The following is a 21,967-nucleotide window of genomic DNA, read 5'->3' on the forward strand; positions in this document are numbered from 1 at the left end:
AGGATTGATAAATTATGATGTATAGCTATCAAGGACAGCACCCAAAAGCCTTACATGAGCCATGGGATGGTTGGGTTGCTCCAACAGCAACGCTAATTGGACAAGTAGAGTTAGGGCGTCAAGTCAGCATTTGGTTTGGAGCTGTAGTTCGTGCCGATAACTGTGTAGTTCGAATTGGTGATTTCTCTAATATTCAAGAAAATTCTGTACTACATACCGATGCGGGCCTTGAGCTAAATATTGGTGAGTATGTCACAGTCGGGCATAAAGTCATGCTGCATGGTTGTACGATTGGTGATAATAGCTTGATTGGTATGAACGCCGTCATTTTAAATCGGGCTGTGATTGGTAAAAATTGTATTATCGGTGCTAATGCTTTAATTCCTGAAGGGAAGGTGATTCCAGATAATTCAGTGGTGATGGGTTCACCTGGCAAAATTGTCAAAACTTTAGATGAAGATGGCGCTGCAAAAATACGTTTGAGTGCATTGCATTATGCTGAGCACTTTAAGAACTATGCAGATTTAAAAGAATTCCGCTTTTAAATCTTTTTTAGCAAAATATTTTTATGCCAAGCACAAGCTTGGCATTTTTATTTTAAAAGAGAACAACTCGCCTATCAGAGCCGAGTGGGGTATCATAACCCTCGTTTTTAATCTGATTTAATACTAAGGTTGTGCATGAAATTGCTGGCGTTGGAAACTGCAAATGAGCAGTGTTCTATTTCATTAGTCGATGAAACCCAAGAACTGTTTTTTCAACTCGATACGCGGGCGAAAGCACAAACCCAGACCATTTTGCCTATGATTGAGCAGGGGCTACAACAAACAGGTCTTGAGGTTGCTGGTCTAGATGCGATTGCCTTTAGCCGTGGGCCGGGTTCTTTTAGTGGTGTTCGCATTAATGCAGCTGTGACTCAGGCGTTGGCATGGTCACAAGATTTACCCGTTATTCCTGTTTCGAGTTTGCAAGCTTTAGCTCAAGCGGCATACCGACTTGAAGGTTTGAAACAAGTAACTGCGGTTCTCGATGCGCGTATGAACGAAGTTTACATTGCAAGTTATGTTTTAGATGAACAAGGAATTATGCAATGTATTGATGAAGAAAAATTAATGGGCTACGAGCCAGCTGCTGCTTACGCAAAACACTGCTTAATTGGTTCGGGCGCAAAGTTACTTCAAGCTGATGCAGATCATCAAACAATCACTGCAACTGCACAAGACATTGCTTCTATTGCACGTGTTTATGCAGAAGAAAAGCAGTGGGTTGATGCTGAACATGCTTTGCCAGTTTATTTACGTGATGATGCATGGAAAAAAATAGCAGATCAGGGTAAAGCAAAATAAAGGCGAATCATGCACATATATTTTGAAGTAGATTTTCAAGAACAAGCACAGCACTACCAGGCTGTGCTTTGTTCTAGAGGTGTGACTGTAGATTTGCAGTTAGTTGAAAAACTGAATGCGCGTTTTCTGCGTTTAAATCCTGAGTTGGCACTTTGTGTGGATGAAAACGGGCTATGGTTATCTGCAAATGGCATGAAAATGCAGCCCGACTGGAAAGCCGAAATTTCCCGTTTAAAACGTGCAAGTCTTAAATCAGAAATGATTGCTCGGGCTTGTCAGTTAGGTGAAAAACCAATATTGGTTGATGCTACAGCAGGCTTAGGCCATGACAGCTTACTCATGGCTTATTTAGGCGCACAAATACAATTGGTTGAACGCCATCCAATTTTATTTACCTTACTTGAAGATGCAAAAGCACAAGCTGAACAAGATAGCTTTTTAAGCCAATTTATGGATCGGATTCAACTGATCTTTGCTGATTCTGCAAGTTATTTACAACAGTTACAGCAAACAGCTCAAATGGTTGATGTAGTTTATCTAGATCCGATGTTTCCACAGCGTGACCAGAATCACCAAGCCATCAAAAAACAAGCTCAGGTTAAAAAACAGATGCAGCTTTTACACCTACTTTTACCCGAAGATGGTGAAATGGATCTGGGGGATAATTTGCTTGTTTTGGCACAGAAAGTTGCTAAACGTGTAGTCGTTAAACGACCGCGCCATGCTATTTTCTTGGCGAATCAAGAGCCAGCTCATCAATGGCAAGGAGATGCTTGTCGTTTTGATGCGTATTTTCAGTAGGCTTATGTAAGGTTAGGTTTTATTGCTTGAATAATGCACAAATATATGTGATATAGTTCAAAAGCATGATTGCTAAAATTCTTAGCAGGCATACACTTAAGATGCCTGACAAAAACGAAATTTTTGAAAACCTTTTATGATTGATCTTAAACCCTCCATTAACTTTTGGCATGATTTTAAAAGCAACCAAATTGCCGGAATGTGGCTGTTTTTGGGATCAAGACGTTCTCTACAAATTGTACATCCATCTATTCTTCAGCTTATTGTTTGGGGAATTTTAGGGGGATGTACTAACTCTCTGTATAGTTGGCTTGTCGCTGGTCAAATCGGTGATTTCAATTCTCAAGGTTTAATTGGTTATGCACTTTGGCCATTTATTGCTTTAATTGTCGGTATTTTCTTATCTCAGCGCACCAACCAACCTCGTTTAATGCTAGTACCTGCTTTACTGTGGTTGGTTCTAGATACAAATATCTTATTAATTCAATGTTTAATTCAGTATTTGGGTTCTAATGGTTATCTCAACTTTATTCCCGATGCTATTTATAACGGAATTTTACCGAGCTTATTTGTAGCTTTGTTTGTGTGGCAAAGTTTAGCTGTGATTTGGGTTTTCTCACGCGAACTTAAGTGGCCTTGGTGGGAACGTGCACTCGTCATGGTTGCAACTATTGCGACAATGGTCGTGTGGCAACTTTCCGTAAAAGATCAACCGATTTGGAAGGTAGAAGATTCGGCTCCAACATTTGCTGAAGATGCTTTTTACGCACAAAGTAAGTTGCTGAGCGATTCTTTAGAGCAAGTCCAATATGGCGAGCAGGCAAAAAGTCATTGGTATTTTTTAGGTGTTGCTGGCGATAGTTATCAAGATGTTTTTAAATCGGAAGTAGTCCGTATTAAAGAACAGTTTGATACACGTTTCGGAACGATTGGTCGTTCGATGATGTTGGTCAATAATCCAGACACCCGCACAGAAATTCCGATTGCCTCTAAAACCAGTATCGAGTTAGCTCTACGCCGTATGGGACAGCAAATGAACCGTGATAGCGATGTCCTATTTCTATATATGACTTCACACGGTGAACAGAATCACTTCGAAATTGAAAATGCACCATTAGATTTAGGGCAAGTAGACCCGAAATGGTTGCGTGAAACACTGGATAAATCTGGTATTCGCTGGCGTGTGATTGTTATCTCAGCCTGTTATTCAGGAAGCTTTATTCCTGCTTTACAGTCTCCTGATACCTTAATCATTACCGCATCTGCCGCTGATAAAACTTCTTTTGGATGTAATAACGAAGCTGACTATACCTATTTTGGGCGAGCTTTCTTTGATTTGGCTATGCGAGAGCAATCGTCGATGAAAGACTCGTTTAACACAGCTAAGCAAACAGTCACCAAATGGGAAGTGGCTCAAGGGGTTGAACCTTCAGAGCCTCAGTGGATGATTGGTAAAAATATGGAACTTATGCTACCTCAATTGGAAAAGTATCTATTTCCTCAGCAAAATACAGGTAGTGTAGATATTGCTCAAACAAAAACAGAGGCTAAAAACGATGCAACTCCTGCAAAAAAACCGCTGCTTTGAGGGCGAGCAGCGTATATACCAATTTGAATCTTCTTATTTAAAAGGACCAGCGAAGTTTGGTGTTTATTTACCACCAGCAGCTCTAGAAGGTAAAGCTTGCTCAACTTTGTTTTACTTAGCTGGATTAACGTGTACTGAAGAAACCTTTGCCATTAAAGCGCATGCACAGCATATGGCAGCGCAACTTAACCTAATATTGATTACCCCAGACACTTCTCCTCGTGGAGAACAAGTTGCAGCAGGAGATAACTGGGATATTGGGCAAGGTGCGGGCTTTTATATTAATGCTACGCAAGCGCCATGGTCTGAGCATTATCAAATGGAAAGCTATTTAATTGATGAGTTATATCCACTCATTTTAAAAAGCTTTCCTGTAAACGCTCAACAAGTTGGTATCTTTGGGCACTCAATGGGTGGACACGGGGCATTAACTTTAGCTTTTAAATATCCAGAGAAATTTAAGTCGGTATCTGCTTTTGCTCCAATCTGTGCACCAACAGAGTGTGCATGGGGAGACAAAGCCTTTAGTCATTATTTAGGTGCAGATCGCGATAGCTGGTTGGCTCATGATGCCACAGCTTTAGTATCAAAAAATGGTGCAGTATTTGACGAAATTCTGGTTGATCAGGGATTAGATGACCAATTTTATGAACAACTTCACCCTGAAAAGTTTAAGCAAGCATGTTTAAAAGCAGGACAGCCTTTAACTTTAAGACAACATCCTGGCTATGATCATGGTTATTACTTTATTCAAACCTTTATGGATGAGCATTTACAGTTCCATGCAATTCAATTAGAAAAGGTCGCTGGCTAATTAGTGTTGCCATTCAACCTGAAATTCTTGTTGAGCCATACGGTTTAGATGATCAAGGACAACTTTTTCTAAGTGGTCGTGGTCATCTAACTGGCTATCAATTGCAACGTTTAACTGTTCTGTTTCTGGTGCAAGTGTAATCGTTGCTGTAGGCATTAAGATTTTAAAATCTTGTTCAGTTTCTTGTACTTCAAACTTGTGCTTCCAATGATTAACTAAACGTTTTGCAATGCGTTTTCCATCGTTTGTTAATAGATGAGTTGTGCTTTTCATTATCAATCCTCACATTGGTTTAATGTACCTTAACAAATTCGTTTCGCTGTTAGCATTCTATTGTTGCAACGTTACGTTGCAAGTTTGAAATGTTGTCATTTAAGCAAGGAAGGGCAGGCCAAGTAGGTTCTTTTTTGTTATAATTTTCAGCCTCTCCTTAAATTTTTAGCCAGGTCATCCACCTATGTCCAAGCCTTACTTGATTGCTCCTTCTATTTTATCTGCCGATTTTGCTCGTTTAGGTGAAGATGTAGACAAAGTGTTAGCCGCAGGTGCCGATGTAGTACATTTTGATGTGATGGATAATCACTATGTTCCAAATTTAACTTTTGGTGCTGGTGTATGTAAGGCTTTAAAAAATTATGGGATTACAGCTCCTGTTGACGTGCATCTAATGGTATCTCCAGTTGATCGAATTATTGGAGACTTTTTGGAAGCTGGTGCAGATATTATTACTTTCCATCCAGAAGCATCGCACCACATCGACCGTTCATTACAGTTGATTAAGTCAGGTGGTGCTAAAGCAGGTTTAGTCTTTAACCCAGCAACACCTTTACACTATCTCGATTATGTACTTGATAAAGTTGATCAAATTTTAATAATGAGCGTAAACCCAGGTTTTGGTGGACAAAAGTTCATTCCAATGACATTAGAAAAGTTGCGTGAAGCTCGTAAAATTATCGATGCAAGTGGTCGTGATATTCGTTTAGAAGTTGATGGTGGTGTTGGCCCTGCAAATATTCGTGAAATTGCAGAAGCGGGTGCAGATATGTTTGTTGCTGGTTCAGCTATTTTTGGTCAACCAGATTATAAAGTTGTGATTGATCAAATGCGTGCAGAGCTTGCGAAAGTGGGCAGTGTAGACGCTTAAAAAGTATGTTGAACTGAGAATAAGCTTGTGGATAACTTTGTTTATAACTATATGGATAACTGTGTTGATAACCGTATGGATAAGATGTTGGTAAAATAAACAAAATTAGATCAACCGTTTATTCTCTAAGCGAAATGTATAAAAAAAGAACGTTTTGGCGTTCTTTTTTTATACGTGTTGGATGTTTTATTATCTGATTTTTTATTAAGCTTAACTAAAAAATAACCTGTGCAAAAAACGATATAGCTCTGAGTGAAAATCTTTTAGGCATATATAAGTATAAAACTGTAAAAGTGTCATGAAAAATAAAGCTAAATTTGCTTTAATAAGATTTTAGTAAGAGATTTAGATAATTAATGACGATAAAAATTTTAGCGGTAGATATGGATGGGACTTTTCTTAATTCTAAGAAGCAGTACAACAAAGCACGTTTTTTAAAACAGTACGAACAACTTAAACAAAATAATATTCATTTCGTGGTTGCCAGTGGTAACCAACTCGCAAAGCTGATTACCTATTTTCCAGAAATTAGTCATGAAATTGCTTTTATTGCAGAAAATGGCGCGCATGTTGTAGATGCAGGGCAAGAAATAGCTTTTGCTCATTTAAGTCAGCAACAATATATTGAGATTTTAAAAGCGATTGATCCTGTATATACCTCGACTATGGTGATCTGTGGAAAACAGAGTGCTTATGTGCATAGCAGCATGAATGCGGAGGACTATGCCAAAGTCGCTCGATACTTTGAAAAGCTAACAGTTATTGATGATTTTTATGCACTAGATGACTTGGTGTGTAAAATTACTTTTACTGCTCAGGAAAACGAAAGCTTTGCGATTTTTGAACATTTACAGAAAAAAAGTTTTGTTGCAGACAAAGTCTTAGTGCCTGTTTCAAGTGGTTTTGGTTTTATCGATTTGATTCTTCCAGACCAGCATAAAGCACATGGTTTGAAGCTATTGCTACAAAAATGGCAGGTTGAATCTGATCAAGTGGTCGCGATTGGTGATAACAATAATGATATCCAGATGATCAAAGCTGTCGGCTATGGATTTGCGGTTGAAAATGCAGTTGAAGCTTTGAAAGCAGTAGCTCCTTATACAACTGTAAGTAATGAACATGAGGGTGCACTAGAAGTGATTGATTTAGTCCTTCAGCATCAATCACCATTTGCTTAATTACTTTAAAACAAACAGTTAAGATTGAAAATTGTATCTGTTTGAAAACTTGGTTATGCTAATGGGGTTAAGATTACTCATAGGCTCTAGGCGATAAACCACAATGGCTCTACAACACTTACGCAAGTATGCTTGGTTTGTGTTCCTAATGACTTTGGTCATTGGGTGGAGTGGTGTGTCTGTTGCTCAGACGCCTATGCAGCATGATCTTCACACTATGCCGTGTCATAGTGAAAAAACTTCGCATAAGAATATGTATGTTCAAACAGATGATCAGACTGTATGTCATCAAAATATGACACAGGCTGTTCACTCGCATGGTGAGCATTGTCAGGACTGTAACCCAGTTCATTGTCAAATTGTGAATTTGGCATTACAGCAAGCTGTACCAGATATTGACTCGCAGTTCATTCCAATCTCGTCTCAATTTAGCAGTATTTATGAGGCTCAGCATTTAGCCGGATACTGGCAAGAAATTTTACGTCCTCCAAAAGCTTAATCCTTTCTTACTTATTTTTTTAGTTCAAAGGATTACAGCAATGTCTCATAAAACAATTAGCAGCCTCGTCGCTGTATTTGGTCTATTGGTTTCACCATGGACTCTCGCGGCAATTAAGGAATATCACCTTAATATTAATGAACAACAGGTCAATGTTACGGGTCAGCCGCTTAAACGAATTACCGTAAATGGCAAGTTTACAGCACCACTCCTTGAGTTTGAGGAAGGAGATGAGGCTGTTATTCATGTTCATAACCAATTAAAGAATCAAGATACATCTTTGCATTGGCATGGGTTGTTACTACCAGGGTTAATGGATGGCGTACCGGGTTTCAATGGTTTTAAAGGAATCGCACCAAACGGAGATTTTGTTTACCGCTTTAAGGTGAAACAAAACGGCACTTATTGGTATCACGCCCATAGCAAAGGCCAAGAGCAAGATGGTTTATATGGCCCGCTCGTGATTTATCCAAAAGGGAAAATACCTGTAGCTGCACATGAAAAAACTGATCGTGATTATGTGGTGATGCTTTCAGATTTTCATAATTCTTCTAGCGATAGCATTATGAAGAATTTGAAGAAATCTCCTGAGTATTATCAAAACCGCCGTGAAACCGTATCTGATGTTTTGAAGCAAGTTAAAACACAAGGCTTAAAAGCAACTTGGCAAGATCGTTCGATGTGGAATCAGATGCGGATGTTAAAAACCGATATGTCTGATGTGACGGGTTATACCTTCTTGGTTAATGGCAAGACACCACAGCAAAACTGGACAGGTAATTTTAAAGCTGGCGATAAGGTTCGATTACGGTTTATTAACGCATCGGCAATGTCATTTTTTGATGTCAGAATTCCAAATTTGAAAATGACAGTTGTAAGTGCAGATGGGCAGCCAGTTAAACCAGTTGCAATTGACGAGTTTCGTATTGGCACAGCCGAAACCTACGATGTAATTGTAGAACCTAAACAGCTAAATTATCAGATTGAAGCAGAGTCTATTGACCGCAGTGGTTTTGCCATTGGGACTTTGCACAATGAAAATACACAAGCTGTAGGGGCAGTTCAAATGCCGCAGCCACGCCCACGTTCTTTGCTAACCATGGATGATATGGGCATGAGTCATGGCAATGGGGCGAGTGATGAACATGCTGGCCATCAAATGAACATGCAACACGACATGTCGGCTATGCCTGAAATGAAAAAAGAAGAGAGCCAGACTAATCATGATCATACGATGATGAACATGAGCCATGACATGAAAAATATGTCATCTGGCCAACATGATCATTCTATGATGCAAATGAAGCCTGACATGTCAGCGATGTCTGAAATGAAACATGATATGCAGGCAATGTCATCGAGTGAACATGACCATGCCATGATGAATATGAAGCATGAGATGCCTGCGCAATCTGAGAATAAGTCTAAAAAGGATGAGCCCGTTTATGGCTGGGCAAATGCTTCGACACCAGAGGGTATGAAGGCACTGCAATATAGCGATTTGCAATCTTTAACACCTCAGCCAGACACACGTGCGCCAGAACGAGAGCTTGTTATTCGTTTAGGCGGCAACATGGAGCGTTATATCTGGACCATTAATGGCAAGAAATTTAGCGAAGCTGAGCCATTGCAAGTTAAGTATGGCGAACGTATTCGTTTGAAGTTCGTGAATGACAGCATGATGGCCCATCCAATGCATTTACATGGCATGTTCATGCAATTAGAAAATGGACAACAAGCTGAAAACTTACCAAATAAACATACTGTTATTGTTCCACCAGGAAAGACCGTTACTGCGTTATTAACAGCCGATGCTTTAGGAGAATGGGCGATTCATTGCCATCTGCTTTATCACATGAGTGCAGGGATGATGAATAAGTTGATTGTGGCTCAAGTGAATGATGGAGCAGTAGATGCATCTCAAGCACCTGTTCAATCTGAAAATGAAAAAGGAGCTAGTCATGCGCATCACTAAGTTATTTTCTCAAATGATATGTTGCGGTATTTTTTCTGGTGTATCAGTTCTTGCTTTGGCACAAGAACCCTTAACGCATGATCATTTACGCGAACATGGTGGACAGATCTATCAAGCAACAAAAATTGATACTGGCTGGACTCAAAATGAAGAGGGAGAAGGCAGTTTTTCTTCTGAATTAGAAAGTTGGGTGGGAACTGATGAAAATAAATTATTCATTAAAGCCCATGTTGAAAAAGCCGAGTCAGAAGATGCTAATTACGGCGGTTCAGTACTTTACAGTCGAAATGTAGCTGACTATTGGGATGTACAGGCTGGGGTAAACTACGAGCGTTTACAACGGCAAGATGAAAAGCAAGATCGCTGGGCAGGTGTAGTCGGTTTGCATGGCATGGCACCTTACTTTTTTGAAACCGATGCATATCTTTATGCAGGTAAAGACCAGCTATGGAAGCTAAGTTTAGAAACGGAAAGAGACTTACTCTTTACCCAAAAGTTAATTGGTAAATCTTATTTAAAAGCAGATGTTGTTTTGCAAGATGAATCTCGCTATGCCAGTAAAACAGGTTTATCAAGTTTACAAGCTGGTTTTCAAACCCGTTATGAAATCAACAAAAAGGTCATGCCATTTGTTGATGTGGGATACGGCTATGAAAAAGGTTTAAAACAAACGGCTTGGCAAACTGGAACCGACTCTGAACATGGTTGGTATTATGGAGCAGGGTTAACACTTAAGTTCTAATTGCAGAACAAAAATTAAGCTTAATGACATGCCATTGGTTTATACTGATGGCATTGTTTTTTGTGTCAGTTATGGTGCACAGATGGCTTTAGAAAAACAAGAGAATCAAATACATTTAAATAAAACCAGCTCTAGCTGCGGGTGCTCAAGCATGCCGTCTCAGGAGTATTCTACACCTAGTGAAGCCGTGCCTAAAAACAGCCAATGGGTGAGTTATTATCATATCCCTCACATGGATTGTGCAGCTGAAGAGCAAATGGTGCGGATGGCTTTGGCCTCTTACTCTGACGATATTCAAGAGCTTCATTTTGACTTACCAGCACGGCATTTGGCGATTTATCACAGTGTTCAAGCTGAAAAGATTACCCAAAGCCTGCAACGTTTAGGACTAGGAGCAGAATTACAACAAACGCAGCCACATTATGAACCTGTTGAAAAACCTAAAAAGGTTCGAGCTAGCTCTTCAACCAATGCGTCACAAAAGCAAGTTTTACAATGGTTGTTACTCATTAATGGCGTCATGTTTGTCATTGAGTTTATGGCAGGTATTATTGCTTCATCGACAGGATTAATCGCCGATTCACTCGATATGTTTGCCGATGCTGCAATTTATGGCATTGCTTTATTTGTGGTGGGTAAAAATCTAAATGCGCAATTAAAGGCTGCCCATCTTTCAGGATGGTTTCAGTTTGGCTTAGCCATGATTGTGTTAATTGATGTATTGCGCCGTTTTATTTACGGCAGTGAACCCGTTTCAATTCTCATGATTTTAATTGGTGGATTGGCTCTTTCAGCCAATATTAGTTGCCTTTATTTAATGAGAGACCATAAAGAGAGCGGGGCACATATGAAGGCGAGTTATATCTTTTCTGCAAACGATGTCATCGTAAACTTGGGTGTCATTGTCGCAGGAATATTCGTTGCCATTACAGGTTCTCCTTATCCTGATTTAATGATTGGATTAATTATTGTCTTGTTTGTTTTAAATGGCGCACGAAAAATTTTACAGTTAAAAAATGAATAAGATTTTCTAAGACAGGTAAGCTTTAGATAGGGTTTGCCTTCATTTTTTATTTTAAAGTAAACTGAGTCCTCACATAAAGGAGGAACGACCTCCCCCATATTGGGTAATCATGTCGGGACGACCTGACACTATAAAAATTAGTGAATGTTATGGCTTGGGCTATTTTAATTTTAGCAGGTGTATTTGAAATCATTTGGGCATATTCTATGAAAATGTCTGAAGGTTTTACACGTTTAACCCCTAGTGTTATTACCGTAGTTTTTATGATTTTGAGCGTAATTCTACTTTCAATGTCAATGAAGACTTTACCCCTTGGTACTGCCTATACGGTTTGGACAGGAATTGGCGCAATCGGGTCATTTCTAGTCGGTATTTTCTTTCTTCATGAGCCTGTTGGCGCTATGCGAATGATTGCCGCTGTATTAATTGTGTCAGGTTTGGTTTTAATGAAAATTTCATCGCCTTTCTAAGAGAATAAAACTATGTTGCTGTCTTATAAGTATATCAATTCGCCTGTTGGGCAATTAAAGCTGGTTGCGAATGAAAATGCTTTGGTGGCAATACTCTGGGACAATGAAAATCCAAAACGTGTTCGACTGGCCGAGCTAGTCGAACAACTTGAGCATCCAGTTTTATTAAAGACCGAACAACAATTAAAAGAATATTTTGAAGGTAAACGCCGTGAGTTTACATTACCACTCGATTTCGAAGGAACCGTATTTCAAAAGCAGGTCTGGTCTGCTTTATTGACCATCCCTTATGGTGAAACAAGAAGTTATAAAGATATTGCTGTTCAAATTGGCAATGAAAAAGCGGTGAGAGCAGTTGGCGCGGCAAATGGCAAAAACCCGATTTCAATTATTGCACCTTGTCATCGTGTCATTGGTGCGGGCGGTGCTTTAGTTGGTTTTGCTGGTGGGCTTGATAAGAAAGATATTTTATTAAAACTAGAGCAACAATGAGCCGTTTTTGCGCTCGATTTTTTTAGACTTTTCTACTAAGCTGTCCACTATGATATTTCATGAAGAAAGTGCTTCATGGCATCGCTTTTTTTGAAATATTGATCTTATTCAACAAACTTTGGATGTTCTAAAAATGGCTGTCGGTGACGTAACAATGCCACAAATGCATGTGGTAAAAGGTGTAAAAATTGGCTCAACAGAAGCATATGTACGTTACCAAAACCGACGAGATTTAGTCATTTTTGAGTTTGCAGAAGGTTCAAATATTGCTGGTGTATTTACTCAAAATGCATTTTGTGCAGCGCCTGTTCATGTTTCTAAAGCCCATCTTGCCGAAGGTAATCCTCGTTATTTAGTGATTAATACAGGTAATGCCAATGCAGGAACTGGACCTATGGGTTTGAAAAATGCTCAAGATACTTGTGCAAAATTGGCGGAGATTGCTGGGGTAAACAGTTTTGAAGTCCTTCCGTTTTCTACGGGGGTGATTGGTGAGCAGCTTCCGATGGAACGTTTACTTGCTGGTCTTCAGCCAGCATTAAATAGCGTACAAGACGCGGCTTGGAATGATGCTGCATCTGGCATTATGACCACAGACACAGTACCTAAAGGTGCATCTGAACAATTTGAACTTGATGGCATTACTTATACCATGACAGGTATTAGTAAAGGCGCCGGAATGATCCGCCCGAACATGGCAACCATGTTGAGCTTTGTAGCAACAGATGCACCTATTAGCCGTGATTTAGTACAAAAGCTACTAAAAACGACGGTTGAGCATTCATTTAACCGTATTACGATTGATGGCGATACCTCAACAAATGACTCTTGTATTTTTGTAGCAACAGGTCAGGCAGGTGGCGCTGAAATTACATCGGACAGTGATGCACGCTACACTAAAGTGTTAGAAGTACTTGCTCGTGTAATGAATCGTTTAGCACAGTTAATTGTTCGTGACGGCGAAGGTGCGACGAAGTTTATTACTGTTGCTGTAGAAGGTGGCGGTAACATTCAGGAGTGTTGTGACATTGCTTATAGCATTGCGCATTCACCACTTGTCAAAACTGCGCTTTTTGCATCGGACCCGAACTGGGGACGTATTTTAGCTGCGATTGGCTATGCAGGAGTTAAAGACCTAGACGTGTCTAAAATTCAAGTGTGGTTAGACGACGTACAAATCTGTAAAGACGGCGGCGCAGCTGAGGACTATACCGAAGAAGCGGGCGCGCGTGTTATGGCTCAAACCGAAATTACCATTCGTGTTGATTTAGGACGTGGTCAAGCCAAAGACACGGTATATACCTGTGACTTATCTTACGACTATGTCAAAATTAATGCTGATTACCGTTCTTAAATATCAGTTATAATCAAGCCTCGACAAAGAGGCTTTTTTATTAGCCCCAACTTTTGATATTAAATGATTCAATCCGTAAATCATTTAAGCAGTAACGTTATATGCGAGCAGGTATGCCAGCATGAAGGATAGAGAAGACGTTTTATGAGTGATGCGACTTTAATTGCCAACGATGCAAAAAACATTGTACAAGCGCATTTAGACCGTTTAGGTGAGCCAAAAGACAATCGCTTAAGTGAAGAAGCAAAACAACAAAAGTTTGCACAGATCGAAGCAGAGCTCAAAAAACGTGATGCTGTCCTTGTTGCTCATTACTATTGCGACCCTGAAGTACAGGAGCTGGCCGAAAAAACAGGTGGATGCGTTTCTGACTCTTTAGAAATGGCCCGTTTCGGACGAGATCATGCTGCCTCAACGCTCGTTGTGGCTGGTGTAAAGTTTATGGGAGAAACAGCAAAAATTCTGTCTCCTGAAAAAACAATTTTAATGCCGACACTTGAGGCAACCTGTTCACTCGATTTGGGCTGTCCTGTCGATGAGTTCACAGCATTTTGTGATCAGCACCCTGACCACACCGTAGTTGTTTATGCCAACACATCGGCTGCTGTTAAAGCACGTGCAGATTGGGTGGTGACTTCAAGCTGTGCTGTAGAAATTGTTGAACACCTAGATAGCTTAGGCGAAAAAATTATTTGGGCACCAGATCAGCACTTAGGTCGCTATATTCAAAAGAAAACTGGTGCAGATATGTTGCTTTGGGATGGCGCATGTATTGTGCATGAAGAATTCCGTGCACGTGGCATTGCCAACATGAAAGCACTGTACCCTGATGCGGCTGTATTGGTACATCCAGAATCGCCTGAATCAGTTGTAGACATTGCCGATGCGGTAGGTAGTACCTCTCAACTGATTAAAGCTGCGCAGACTTTGCCAAATGAAAGACTCATTGTGGCAACTGACCGCGGTATTTTCTACAAAATGCAGCAAGCGGTACCGAATAAGATTTTAGTTGAGGCACCAACAGCAGGTGAGGGTGCAACTTGTCGTTCATGTGCTCACTGTCCGTGGATGGCAATGAATGAACTCGATGGAATTTTAGAAGTTTTACAAAAAGGTGATCAGGAAATACACGTTGATCCAGCGCTTGCTGAACGTGCCAAAATGCCTTTAGATCGAATGTTAGCCTTTAGTGCATCGTTAAAGCGTTAAAAAACCTCAAAATGCTTGTTAAATATACATTTGATAAGGATTTTTAACTTTTTTTGACAATAGGTGTTGACGTCTGAGGGCGTCGCGCCTAGAATGCACACCGTACCGCACGATGTGCGATACAGCAAAAGCTGAGATAGATCGGAGCATAGCACAGCCTGGTAGTGCACCTGGTTTGGGACCAGGGGGTCGTAGGTTCGAATCCTACTGCTCCGACCACTTAAAATAATATTTTAAGATCGGCGAAGTATCGCATGATAAGCATCATCGGTTAAGCGCCTGTAGCTCAGTTGGATAGAGCATCCGCCTTCTAAGCGGATGGTCACAGGTTCGAATCCTGTCAGGCGCGCCAATCGGTAGCTTGGTATATAGAACTATTTGATGGTGGATGTAGCTCAGTTGGTAGAGCCCTGGATTGTGATTCCAGTTGTCGCGGGTTCGAATCCCGTCATTCACCCCAATTTCGGAGCATAGCACAGCCTGGTAGTGCACCTGGTTTGGGACCAGGGGGTCGTAGGTTCGAATCCTACTGCTCCGACCATATTTTAAAAGCGTTCAAGCTTTAAAAAATATCCCAAATATTAAAAAGAATTTCTTCTTATCTTATCGATAGAAGGAATTTTTTTGTTTTTCTACTTCGAAATTTTAATTCAAACGTACTCCAATATTTGAACGTGTTTATATAAGCTCTGTTTTTCCTTATTTATATCAATTAAAGATTTTAAAAATTATATGTGTATTTTGGGCTTTGGAAAACAAGGGCTAAAATATGGATTCTGAATAACTACTTCAACTATTTTATAAAAATTTCCGTTTAGACATGAATCTGGTAGGTTCTTCTAAATATTATTGGGTATATGAAGAAGTTCTGATATGAGCACTTTATAAATGCATATAACACTGCATGAGAGCTTGTTAGCTTAATGAATTGGGGACTCCGCAAATGTGGCTTGCTGGATATATAGGGAAGAAAGAAGGTCACATTAAGTGGCCTTCTTATAATGTATTTATTGATTAATCCTCAGCTGGAGAAATACCCACCCATAAACCAGTATTCACATTAGCCATTGCATAATACTTAACATTTCCAATAATCTTACTATGCGAGTTATCTTCTTTTTCAATATTTTTCAAAGCTTCTGTAATCAGCTTTACAACTGTATTCCCAGCTTTATCATCTTCGGGACTGACAACCTTAGTACTGATACCAGACACAATAAGAAGATCATGCATTGCTTGCTCATATTGGTCAGTTTTACCCATGATAAAAGTAAGTTCTTTTAATTGGCCATCCTTTGTTACCGTACCAACCATAGCAATATCTTTTGAAAATAGAACCTGAAAGCTATCAAAAACACTTCCTGATTTAACATCGAATTTTGATAATGGGGATATGGAATCAATATCAAGTGAATGAAGCGTAAAATTAAACTTTTCTCGGAACTGTTCTGGTGTCATTCCTAAACTTGTTTCAGCCTTTTTTATAGGACTTTCGGCTAACTTTGCATTGTTTTCTATAGGTGTATTAGTTGGGGGTGTAATGTCCTTTTTTTCTACATTTTCAGCTTTAGATTTTTGTTCTATTTTAGGTGCAAATACACCTACCATTGCCAATAAAATAATATTTATTCCTATACCATAGAGAAAAATTTTTAATCTTGAAAGAGAAGGTTTATTTTTAAATTGAGTAAGAGAGGGCTTAATTAAACAGACAAAAGTACCCAACAAACCAATAAAAAATAAAATTGTAAAGAATGTGGCCATTTTTTCCTTTGATATTTATTAAGTTATAAAAAAGAGTCACTATATTTGCATAGTGACTCTTTAAAAATCAAATTTTGAATTTTCATCTACCCGTTAGGCTTCGATTGATCCGTATTATTTTTATCAGTGATATTTTTACCAACTTCAAAAAACTTTTCTACGAATGCTTGCATATTAAATTGCATTCCAAGCTCCTCACCTTTAGTTGCAAACTTTCCTTCAGCATTTTGATTAAAATAAATTGGAATTAGACCTTTCCTAATTGTTTTTTGTTCCTCTTCACTCATTCTAGCCATGAAAGGTTCTAAAGCTGCAAGTTGTAAAAACGTTCTATGATTTTCCTGATAGCATTCATAATGCTTAGCTGATTGTTTAGAGGTATAAACAGCTAATACAAAGAACATTAGTGAAATAGATAGTCTTGCAAGAATGGTATAGTAGTTAGTTTCTATAGGAGGGTTTGCCTTCCAATGTTCAACAATAGGGATAGCTATAATAACTATAGTAGTAATAATAGCTAAACTAATGGCTATAATAGTAGCCCAACTAAAAAAGTTATAATCCTTTTTTTCTTCTACAGCTTTTTCTTTGTAGTTCTGAGTTAATTCATAAATCCCAGCACGTTCAACAAGTCTAATAAAGTCATTATGTGCATTTCGAATTCGAGTTGATTTTGCAAAAACTCTATTTCTAAGAGCATTATATTGTTCATCAATATCATGTGATTTTTGTTTTAAATTTTGACTGATCTCTTCACTATTCTTACCTAAAACCTCATTAACAGTAAGCATTTTTTCACTTATTCTTTTTGATAATTCTAGATCAATTTTTTCAGCTCTATCATTTAAATTTGAGAGATCTCTAATTCCTGAATCAACAGAATCTTTTAAGTTTTTTACACTATCATTTGCTGACTTAAGATCTAATTCAAAATTATTTAAGCTAGTTTTTGCTGAATTAAAGAGTCTAGTTACTTCATGATTGAAAAGTTTGAAAAGTTTTTCTTTTTCAGTTTCAAGTTTTTCAACTAGATTTTCATTGATTAAATCCTCTCTTAATTTAACCTCATTATTAATTCTAACTAATTGATTAAAATCATTACTTAGATCCTTAAATGCATTCTCAATTAAAAGTAAGTCCTGATAGATATTTTTTCGTGATTCAAGCATAGTAACTAAATATTGATTAATATTCTTAATTACAGTATTTTCGCCGAGTTCTAACATCTCAGTAAGAATAAAATTTGAATCATTATTTCTTTTATAATGGTCCTCTGTTAATTGACTTACTTCTACTAAATATTTTTTATTATCATCAAAAATTGAAGAAACAGATTTTAAATTAATATAAAATTCTTCAATGAATTTTTCAGAAACATACCTTAATACATTAGCTTCTAATTGATTATTTATTGAATGAGTTATATTGGAAATATTATTTATTTTAAGTGTTATTTGATTATCTTGTGCTTTAAAATCATTGATACTAATTACTGAATTTCTAATACTTTCTGGTAGAACTTGAATAATCTTTACTTGTATATTTTCAATATTATTAAAGGCTGTTCGATAGATTTCAATTTCACTTTTAACCTTTTGTAAAAGAAAATTTATTTTATTAGATGTATCTAGAGTACTTTCAGTATTTTGTTGCACGATATTTCCCCCAAAATATATTTTGTGCATCTTGACATAACAATTTACTATCGGCAATAAGAAAAGCAGAGCAAAATCTGTGTAGAGATATGGGAGTCTAGTTTTAATTAAAGAAAGTGAGAATGAAATCTTTTATACAGATTTTTTGAGCTAGAAAAGGTTATAGTTTCATTAAGATATTTCTATTTTTTCAAAGAAACTATTACTAGTATTTCTGTCTTAACTCATCTTTTTCTTGATCTGATAGAAATGCGATTTTTAGGCCGTTTTCTTGAGCTGTATAAATTTGCTCAGGGCTTAAACCAGCTAATGGGGCAGCAGTTAAATATTCATGTTGTATCTCAATACCTTCTACAGCAGGGTCATCCGTATTAATCGTTGCAAGCACACCATGTTCTAAAAAAGTCTTTAATGGGTGCTCTGCTAGTGAGGGTACTGTGTTTGTTTGAATATTTGAAGTGAGACAAGACTCAATGCCAATCTTATGTTTCGCTAAATAATCTAAAAGTTTTAAATCTTGAACTGCTTTAACGCCATGTCCAATTCGTTCGGCCCCTAATTCTTCAATAGCTTGCCAAATACTTTCTGGGCCGGCAGCTTCACCTGCATGTACCGTAATGTGCCAACCTGCATCACGCGCTTTTTTAAAGTGCTCAATAAATAAATTGCCCGGAAAACCAAGCTCATCTCCAGCAAGATCCAACGCTTTAATATCATTTTTATGGGCAAGTAGGGCATTTAATTCTTTTTCGCAGGCTTCTTGACCAAAAGTACGGCTCATAATGCCAATTAAATTCGCTTTTACTCCGTAAGCTTGACTACCTTCTTTGACTCCAGCAATCACAGCTTCAACCACGCCTTCAAGTGGGAGTTGATGGGTCATACCCATGTAACCCGGTGAAAAACGCAGTTCTACATAGTCCAGACCTTGTCGTGCTGCATCTTGCATGTTTTCAAATGCAATACGCTTACAGGCATCTAAACTCGCTAATACTTTTACGCCCCAATCTAGCTTAGATAAAAAACTTAATAAGTCAGGTTGGTTATCCATAACTTGTACGTGTGGTCGTAAAGATTCAATGTCGTAAGCAGGTAAATCTAAATTGTATTGTTGGCCCAATTCTAAAATGGTTTGAATGCGGATGTTGCCATCAAGGTGGCGGTGTATATCTGTAAGCGGAAGCGTTTTTGTAATCATAGATTTCTTCTTATCTGTTCGTCTTAATTCATCATGCCTGTTTAGAGCTGCTGATAAAAGTTTGGATTTGCTATGTTTTTGTGAAAAGCGTTGAGTTGAGTTTTTTGAACTTACTATATTTGTATAAGTTTTAATTTTGATGACATTGTTCTGGCCTAAGAAGATAACGCAGTCTGTGTAAGATACAAGCACCAAGATTTTTATTGTTTTTAATTTCGCTGAGCCTGTTTTTGTTGACTCTTCAACAATAGATTGGCTGAAGAATGGTCATTGGTATTTTGCTTTTTAGTTGTAAAGATGAATAAAGGCTTCTAAAGACCAAACTGATAAAGCGATTAATTTATCTGTAGAAATCTATTTCTGGCAAGTAAATGAAAAAGAAGAAATAGGAAGCACTCAAATGAAGTCGGTACTTTGTCATCAAGCAACATTACAAGTCGTGGACCAACCGAACTTAACACCTGCAAAAGGGCAGGTTTTGTTAGAAGTGATTCGATGTGGGATTTGTGGTTCAGATTTACATATGCAGCACCACTGCGACCACATGCATGATTTGGCTGCACGTGTCGGATTTCATGGTTTAGCCAAGTCTACAGACCCATTTGTACTTGGACATGAATTTTGCGGCAAGGTTTTAGACTATGGTCCAAAAACACGTCATAAATTTAAAGCCGATACACTTGTTTGCGCAATGCCGCTTTTAAATGTAGATCAGCATGGTTATTTATCTACAGGGCTTTCTCCAAATGCTTCGGGCGGTTATGCCGAGCAAGTATTGGCTCAATCGAGCTTGATGTTTGAAGTACCCAACGGTCTAGATGCCGATAGTGCTGCCATGACTGAACCTATGGCGGTTGCATTGCATGCTGTTCGCCGTAGCCGTGTGAAAACTGGTGAACCTGCAATTGTGATTGGGTGTGGTCCTGTCGGGTTAGGTGTCATATTAATGCTTAAAGCAGCTGGGGTTAAAACCGTGGTTGCCAGCGACTTTTCACCAAATCGCCGTAAGCTTGCCGAGCAATGCGGTGCCGATATTGTGGTAGACCCTAAAGAGACATCGCCATTTGCCAACTGGAAAGAGTTTGGTTTGCTTGGCAATGTTTCTGATGCCATTAATATGGGCATGGGGCTGTTTGATAAGTTGCAAGCGACTCGCTTACCGTGGTGGCATGGATGGCGCATGATTGATAAATTAGGTGCTCTACCAAAACGTCCTGTTATTTTTGAGTGTGTCGGCGTACCGGGTGTTTTACAGCAAATTATTGAAGGTGCACCTTTATTTTCCCGAATTGTTGGGGTGGGCGTCTGCATGCAAAGTGACAAAATCGAACCCGCACTTGCGATTAATAAAGAGTTAGAAATTCAGTTTGTGTTGGGCTATACACCGCTTGAGTTTAGAGATGCGCTACACATGATTGCAGAAGGTAAAGTGAATTGCTCACCGCTCATTACCGGTGTTGTTGGTTTAGAAGGTGTTACCAATGCATTTGAAGCGTTACGTGACCCTGAACAGCACGCCAAAATCTTGATTGACCCTAAACGTAGAGGTTCAGATATTCAATTGATGAGTCATTAATTCAAAGTCATTTACGCTTAACTAAAAGGTTGTGATCTTATCAATCACAATCTTTTTTATGCGTATAGATCGCACAAAGTGGCTCAGCTAATTTGTATTACTCTTTAGTTGTTCTAGTTCTTGGTAAATCCATTCAACAAATTTCTGAATGGTTGGTGAGATATCTTGGCTTGAGTGAATGAGATAGTATTTTCGGCTGCCTTTTAATTTTTTATTGGAAACAATCACCAGTTCTTTTTTTTGTAGTTCAGACTCAATCAGCATTTGTGGAATTAAAGCCATTCCCATGTCATGACTGGCAGCAACCGCAAGCATTGAAAATAACTCATGGCGTTGTCCATCAAAAGGTTTCGGATGCTGCATGTGATGAGTTAGAAACCATTCTTGCCAAATGCTAGGCCGAGTGGTTTGTTGCAGTAGGGGAATTTTCAGCAGATCTTCTGGGCTTAAATCATAGGTATTTTCATTAATCATGTCTGCATCTGGAAAATACTTTTCGATTAGTCTTGGTGAGCACACAGGTACAATTTCTTCATCCATTAAATAATGCGCTTGTATGCCGGGCCAATGGTCAATTTGCTGCTGCGTACCTGCGAAAATCGCAGCGTCAAAAATATTATCGTTAAATAAAAAAGGTTTGGTACTGGTTTCTAAATGTACTGTAATTTCAGGGTGTTTTTGATTTAAAAGATGGAGCTTGGGTAACAGCCAGCGCGTTGCAAAGGTAGGCACCACGCCTAACTTTAATGTTCCACCTAAACCTTTATGAGAAATCACATCGGCTGTACATTTCTCTAAACCCAATAAATAAGGCTTAATACTTTTAAAATACTGCTGACCTGCAATGGTGAGTTCAACACCATGCCGAGTACGTATAAAGAGTTCAACACCCAAGAAATCTTCTAACTGCTGAATTTGGCGAGAGACCGCGCTTTGGGTAATGCATAACTCTTGCGCAGCATAGGTATAACTTAAATGTTTTGCTGCACTTTCAAAGCAAATCAGGCCCTGAATGGATGGGATGCTTCTTCGCATAAATAAATCCTTTTATTTGTCGTAATATTTCAAAATGGCATATGACCTAAATGCAGAGAGCAGAGTTTAGTATAAAAATAAGCCATTTTTAATGAAATACAAC

Annotated in this window: 21 protein-coding genes and 4 tRNA genes; 20 read left to right on the forward strand and 5 right to left on the reverse strand. The window is 38.6% G+C overall.

The genetic code is table 11. From position 1 onward, the window contains the following. Positions 1-17: 17 nt before the first annotated feature. The 5 genes from I7H67_RS07885 (at position 18) to fghA (ending at position 4,549) form a co-directional block, all read left to right on the forward strand. The gene (locus I7H67_RS07885) at positions 18-545 is read left to right on the forward strand and encodes a gamma carbonic anhydrase family protein (RefSeq protein WP_174765250.1); all 528 of its coding nucleotides are present in this window, start codon (positions 18-20) and stop codon (positions 543-545) included. A gap of 135 nt (positions 546-680) precedes the next feature. Next, positions 681-1,346 (forward strand): tRNA (adenosine(37)-N6)-threonylcarbamoyltransferase complex dimerization subunit type 1 TsaB, encoded by a 666-nt coding sequence (gene tsaB, locus I7H67_RS07890; RefSeq protein WP_151989050.1) that lies wholly within the window; start codon positions 681-683, stop codon positions 1,344-1,346. 9 nt (positions 1,347-1,355) lie between these two features. Beyond that, positions 1,356-2,147: a class I SAM-dependent methyltransferase gene (locus I7H67_RS07895; protein WP_198307527.1), complete on the forward strand. Its 792-nt coding sequence runs from the start codon at positions 1,356-1,358 to the stop codon at positions 2,145-2,147. A 136-nt stretch (positions 2,148-2,283) separates the two neighbouring features. Continuing rightward, positions 2,284-3,735, forward strand: a complete 1,452-nt coding sequence (locus I7H67_RS07900; RefSeq protein ID WP_005302864.1) for a C13 family peptidase — start codon at positions 2,284-2,286, stop codon at positions 3,733-3,735. Next, positions 3,704-4,549 carry an S-formylglutathione hydrolase gene (gene fghA, locus I7H67_RS07905; RefSeq protein WP_198307528.1) on the forward strand — a complete coding sequence of 282 codons (846 nt, stop codon included), beginning with the start codon at positions 3,704-3,706 and terminating at the stop codon, positions 4,547-4,549. The genes I7H67_RS07900 and fghA overlap by 32 nt, the downstream gene beginning before the upstream one ends. Here the strand turns inward: fghA and I7H67_RS07910 are convergent, their stop codons facing one another. After that, entirely contained in the window at positions 4,550-4,822 is a 273-nt protein-coding gene (locus tag I7H67_RS07910; protein ID WP_000843452.1) for a DUF2218 domain-containing protein, read from the reverse strand. A 184-nt stretch (positions 4,823-5,006) separates the two neighbouring features. On the opposite strand from I7H67_RS07910, the gene rpe reads away from it, so the two are divergent. The 14 genes from rpe (at position 5,007) to I7H67_RS07980 (ending at position 15,177) form a co-directional block, all read left to right on the forward strand. Continuing rightward, complete coding sequence (gene rpe, locus I7H67_RS07915) at positions 5,007-5,693, forward strand: ribulose-phosphate 3-epimerase (protein ID WP_004794447.1); 687 nt, start codon at positions 5,007-5,009, stop codon at positions 5,691-5,693. A gap of 356 nt (positions 5,694-6,049) precedes the next feature. Continuing rightward, entirely contained in the window at positions 6,050-6,871 is an 822-nt protein-coding gene (locus tag I7H67_RS07920) for a Cof-type HAD-IIB family hydrolase (protein WP_198307529.1), read from the forward strand. A gap of 103 nt (positions 6,872-6,974) precedes the next feature. Further along, entirely contained in the window at positions 6,975-7,370 is a 396-nt protein-coding gene (locus I7H67_RS07925) for a hypothetical protein (RefSeq protein WP_198307530.1), read from the forward strand. Positions 7,371-7,410: 40 nt separating this feature from the next. After that, entirely contained in the window at positions 7,411-9,345 is a 1,935-nt protein-coding gene (locus I7H67_RS07930) for a copper resistance system multicopper oxidase (RefSeq protein WP_198307531.1), read from the forward strand. Then, complete coding sequence (locus tag I7H67_RS07935; RefSeq protein WP_198307532.1) at positions 9,332-10,087, forward strand: copper resistance protein B; 756 nt, start codon at positions 9,332-9,334, stop codon at positions 10,085-10,087. Before I7H67_RS07930 ends, I7H67_RS07935 begins: the two co-directional genes overlap by 14 nt. 28 nt (positions 10,088-10,115) lie before the next feature. Beyond that, entirely contained in the window at positions 10,116-11,111 is a 996-nt protein-coding gene (locus I7H67_RS07940) for a cation transporter (protein WP_198307533.1), read from the forward strand. Positions 11,112-11,260: 149 nt separating this feature from the next. Beyond that, positions 11,261-11,581, forward strand: coding sequence for a DMT family transporter (locus tag I7H67_RS07945; RefSeq protein ID WP_198307534.1), 321 nt, complete (start codon positions 11,261-11,263; stop codon positions 11,579-11,581). 12 nt (positions 11,582-11,593) lie between these two features. Next, positions 11,594-12,073: a methylated-DNA--[protein]-cysteine S-methyltransferase gene (locus tag I7H67_RS07950; protein WP_005302878.1), complete on the forward strand. Its 480-nt coding sequence runs from the start codon at positions 11,594-11,596 to the stop codon at positions 12,071-12,073. 133 nt (positions 12,074-12,206) lie between these two features. After that, complete coding sequence (gene argJ, locus I7H67_RS07955; protein WP_198307535.1) at positions 12,207-13,427, forward strand: bifunctional glutamate N-acetyltransferase/amino-acid acetyltransferase ArgJ; 1,221 nt, start codon at positions 12,207-12,209, stop codon at positions 13,425-13,427. A 144-nt stretch (positions 13,428-13,571) separates the two neighbouring features. Then, complete coding sequence (nadA, locus tag I7H67_RS07960) at positions 13,572-14,636, forward strand: quinolinate synthase NadA (RefSeq protein ID WP_004794428.1); 1,065 nt, start codon at positions 13,572-13,574, stop codon at positions 14,634-14,636. A gap of 142 nt (positions 14,637-14,778) precedes the next feature. Beyond that, positions 14,779-14,855: transfer RNA gene (locus I7H67_RS07965), tRNA-Pro, on the forward strand. Positions 14,856-14,911: 56 nt separating this feature from the next. Beyond that, a tRNA-Arg gene (locus I7H67_RS07970) sits at positions 14,912-14,988 on the forward strand. Between the two features lie 32 nt (positions 14,989-15,020). Next, a tRNA-His gene (locus I7H67_RS07975) sits at positions 15,021-15,096 on the forward strand. Positions 15,097-15,100: 4 nt separating this feature from the next. Next, positions 15,101-15,177, forward strand: a tRNA-Pro gene (locus I7H67_RS07980). Positions 15,178-15,650: 473 nt separating this feature from the next. Here I7H67_RS07980 and I7H67_RS07985 read toward each other — a convergent pair. From I7H67_RS07985 to add, 3 genes are all read right to left on the reverse strand, one after another. Then, positions 15,651-16,400 carry a hypothetical protein gene (locus I7H67_RS07985; RefSeq protein ID WP_198307536.1) on the reverse strand — a complete coding sequence of 250 codons (750 nt, stop codon included), beginning with the start codon at positions 16,398-16,400 and terminating at the stop codon, positions 15,651-15,653. An 86-nt stretch (positions 16,401-16,486) separates the two neighbouring features. Then, entirely contained in the window at positions 16,487-18,055 is a 1,569-nt protein-coding gene (locus tag I7H67_RS07990; protein WP_198307537.1) for a hypothetical protein, read from the reverse strand. 205 nt (positions 18,056-18,260) lie between these two features. Then, the gene (gene add, locus I7H67_RS07995; RefSeq protein WP_198307538.1) at positions 18,261-19,253 is read right to left on the reverse strand and encodes an adenosine deaminase; all 993 of its coding nucleotides are present in this window, start codon (positions 19,251-19,253) and stop codon (positions 18,261-18,263) included. A gap of 400 nt (positions 19,254-19,653) precedes the next feature. On the opposite strand from add, the gene I7H67_RS08000 reads away from it, so the two are divergent. Further along, a complete protein-coding gene (locus I7H67_RS08000; protein ID WP_198307539.1) occupies positions 19,654-20,829 on the forward strand; it encodes a zinc-binding dehydrogenase in 1,176 nt (391 codons plus the stop codon). An 87-nt stretch (positions 20,830-20,916) separates the two neighbouring features. Here the strand turns inward: I7H67_RS08000 and I7H67_RS08005 are convergent, their stop codons facing one another. Continuing rightward, on the reverse strand, positions 20,917-21,864 hold the full coding sequence (locus I7H67_RS08005; RefSeq protein WP_151767460.1) for a LysR substrate-binding domain-containing protein: 948 nt from the start codon (positions 21,862-21,864) through the stop codon (positions 20,917-20,919). Positions 21,865-21,967 lie beyond the last annotated feature (103 nt).

This window comes from Acinetobacter sp. ACIN00229, from assembly GCF_016106645.1.
GTDB classification, from domain to species: Bacteria; Pseudomonadota; Gammaproteobacteria; order Pseudomonadales; family Moraxellaceae; genus Acinetobacter; species Acinetobacter oleivorans.

Excerpts from the sequence above, each read along its gene's own strand:
- I7H67_RS07925 (WP_198307530.1), top strand. The coding sequence starts at position 6,975 with ATGGCTCTACAACACTTACGCAAGTATGCTTGGTTTGTGTTCCTAATG.
- I7H67_RS08000 (WP_198307539.1), top strand. The coding sequence starts at position 19,654 with ATGAAGTCGGTACTTTGTCATCAAGCAACATTACAAGTCGTGGACCAA.
- I7H67_RS07945 (WP_198307534.1), top strand. The coding sequence starts at position 11,261 with ATGGCTTGGGCTATTTTAATTTTAGCAGGTGTATTTGAAATCATTTGG.
- rpe (WP_004794447.1), top strand. The coding sequence starts at position 5,007 with ATGTCCAAGCCTTACTTGATTGCTCCTTCTATTTTATCTGCCGATTTT.
- I7H67_RS07895 (WP_198307527.1), top strand. The coding sequence starts at position 1,356 with ATGCACATATATTTTGAAGTAGATTTTCAAGAACAAGCACAGCACTAC.
- tsaB (WP_151989050.1), top strand. The coding sequence starts at position 681 with ATGAAATTGCTGGCGTTGGAAACTGCAAATGAGCAGTGTTCTATTTCA.
- I7H67_RS07950 (WP_005302878.1), top strand. The coding sequence starts at position 11,594 with ATGTTGCTGTCTTATAAGTATATCAATTCGCCTGTTGGGCAATTAAAG.
- add (WP_198307538.1), bottom strand. The coding sequence starts at position 19,253 with ATGATTACAAAAACGCTTCCGCTTACAGATATACACCGCCACCTTGAT.
- I7H67_RS07900 (WP_005302864.1), top strand. The coding sequence starts at position 2,284 with ATGATTGATCTTAAACCCTCCATTAACTTTTGGCATGATTTTAAAAGC.
- I7H67_RS07920 (WP_198307529.1), top strand. The coding sequence starts at position 6,050 with ATGACGATAAAAATTTTAGCGGTAGATATGGATGGGACTTTTCTTAAT.
- nadA (WP_004794428.1), top strand. The coding sequence starts at position 13,572 with ATGAGTGATGCGACTTTAATTGCCAACGATGCAAAAAACATTGTACAA.
- I7H67_RS07985 (WP_198307536.1), bottom strand. The coding sequence starts at position 16,400 with ATGGCCACATTCTTTACAATTTTATTTTTTATTGGTTTGTTGGGTACT.
- I7H67_RS07910 (WP_000843452.1), bottom strand. The coding sequence starts at position 4,822 with ATGAAAAGCACAACTCATCTATTAACAAACGATGGAAAACGCATTGCA.
- I7H67_RS07885 (WP_174765250.1), top strand. The coding sequence starts at position 18 with ATGTATAGCTATCAAGGACAGCACCCAAAAGCCTTACATGAGCCATGG.
- I7H67_RS07935 (WP_198307532.1), top strand. The coding sequence starts at position 9,332 with ATGCGCATCACTAAGTTATTTTCTCAAATGATATGTTGCGGTATTTTT.
- argJ (WP_198307535.1), top strand. The coding sequence starts at position 12,207 with ATGGCTGTCGGTGACGTAACAATGCCACAAATGCATGTGGTAAAAGGT.
- I7H67_RS07930 (WP_198307531.1), top strand. The coding sequence starts at position 7,411 with ATGTCTCATAAAACAATTAGCAGCCTCGTCGCTGTATTTGGTCTATTG.
- I7H67_RS08005 (WP_151767460.1), bottom strand. The coding sequence starts at position 21,864 with ATGCGAAGAAGCATCCCATCCATTCAGGGCCTGATTTGCTTTGAAAGT.
- fghA (WP_198307528.1), top strand. The coding sequence starts at position 3,704 with ATGCAACTCCTGCAAAAAAACCGCTGCTTTGAGGGCGAGCAGCGTATA.
- I7H67_RS07940 (WP_198307533.1), top strand. The coding sequence starts at position 10,116 with ATGCCATTGGTTTATACTGATGGCATTGTTTTTTGTGTCAGTTATGGT.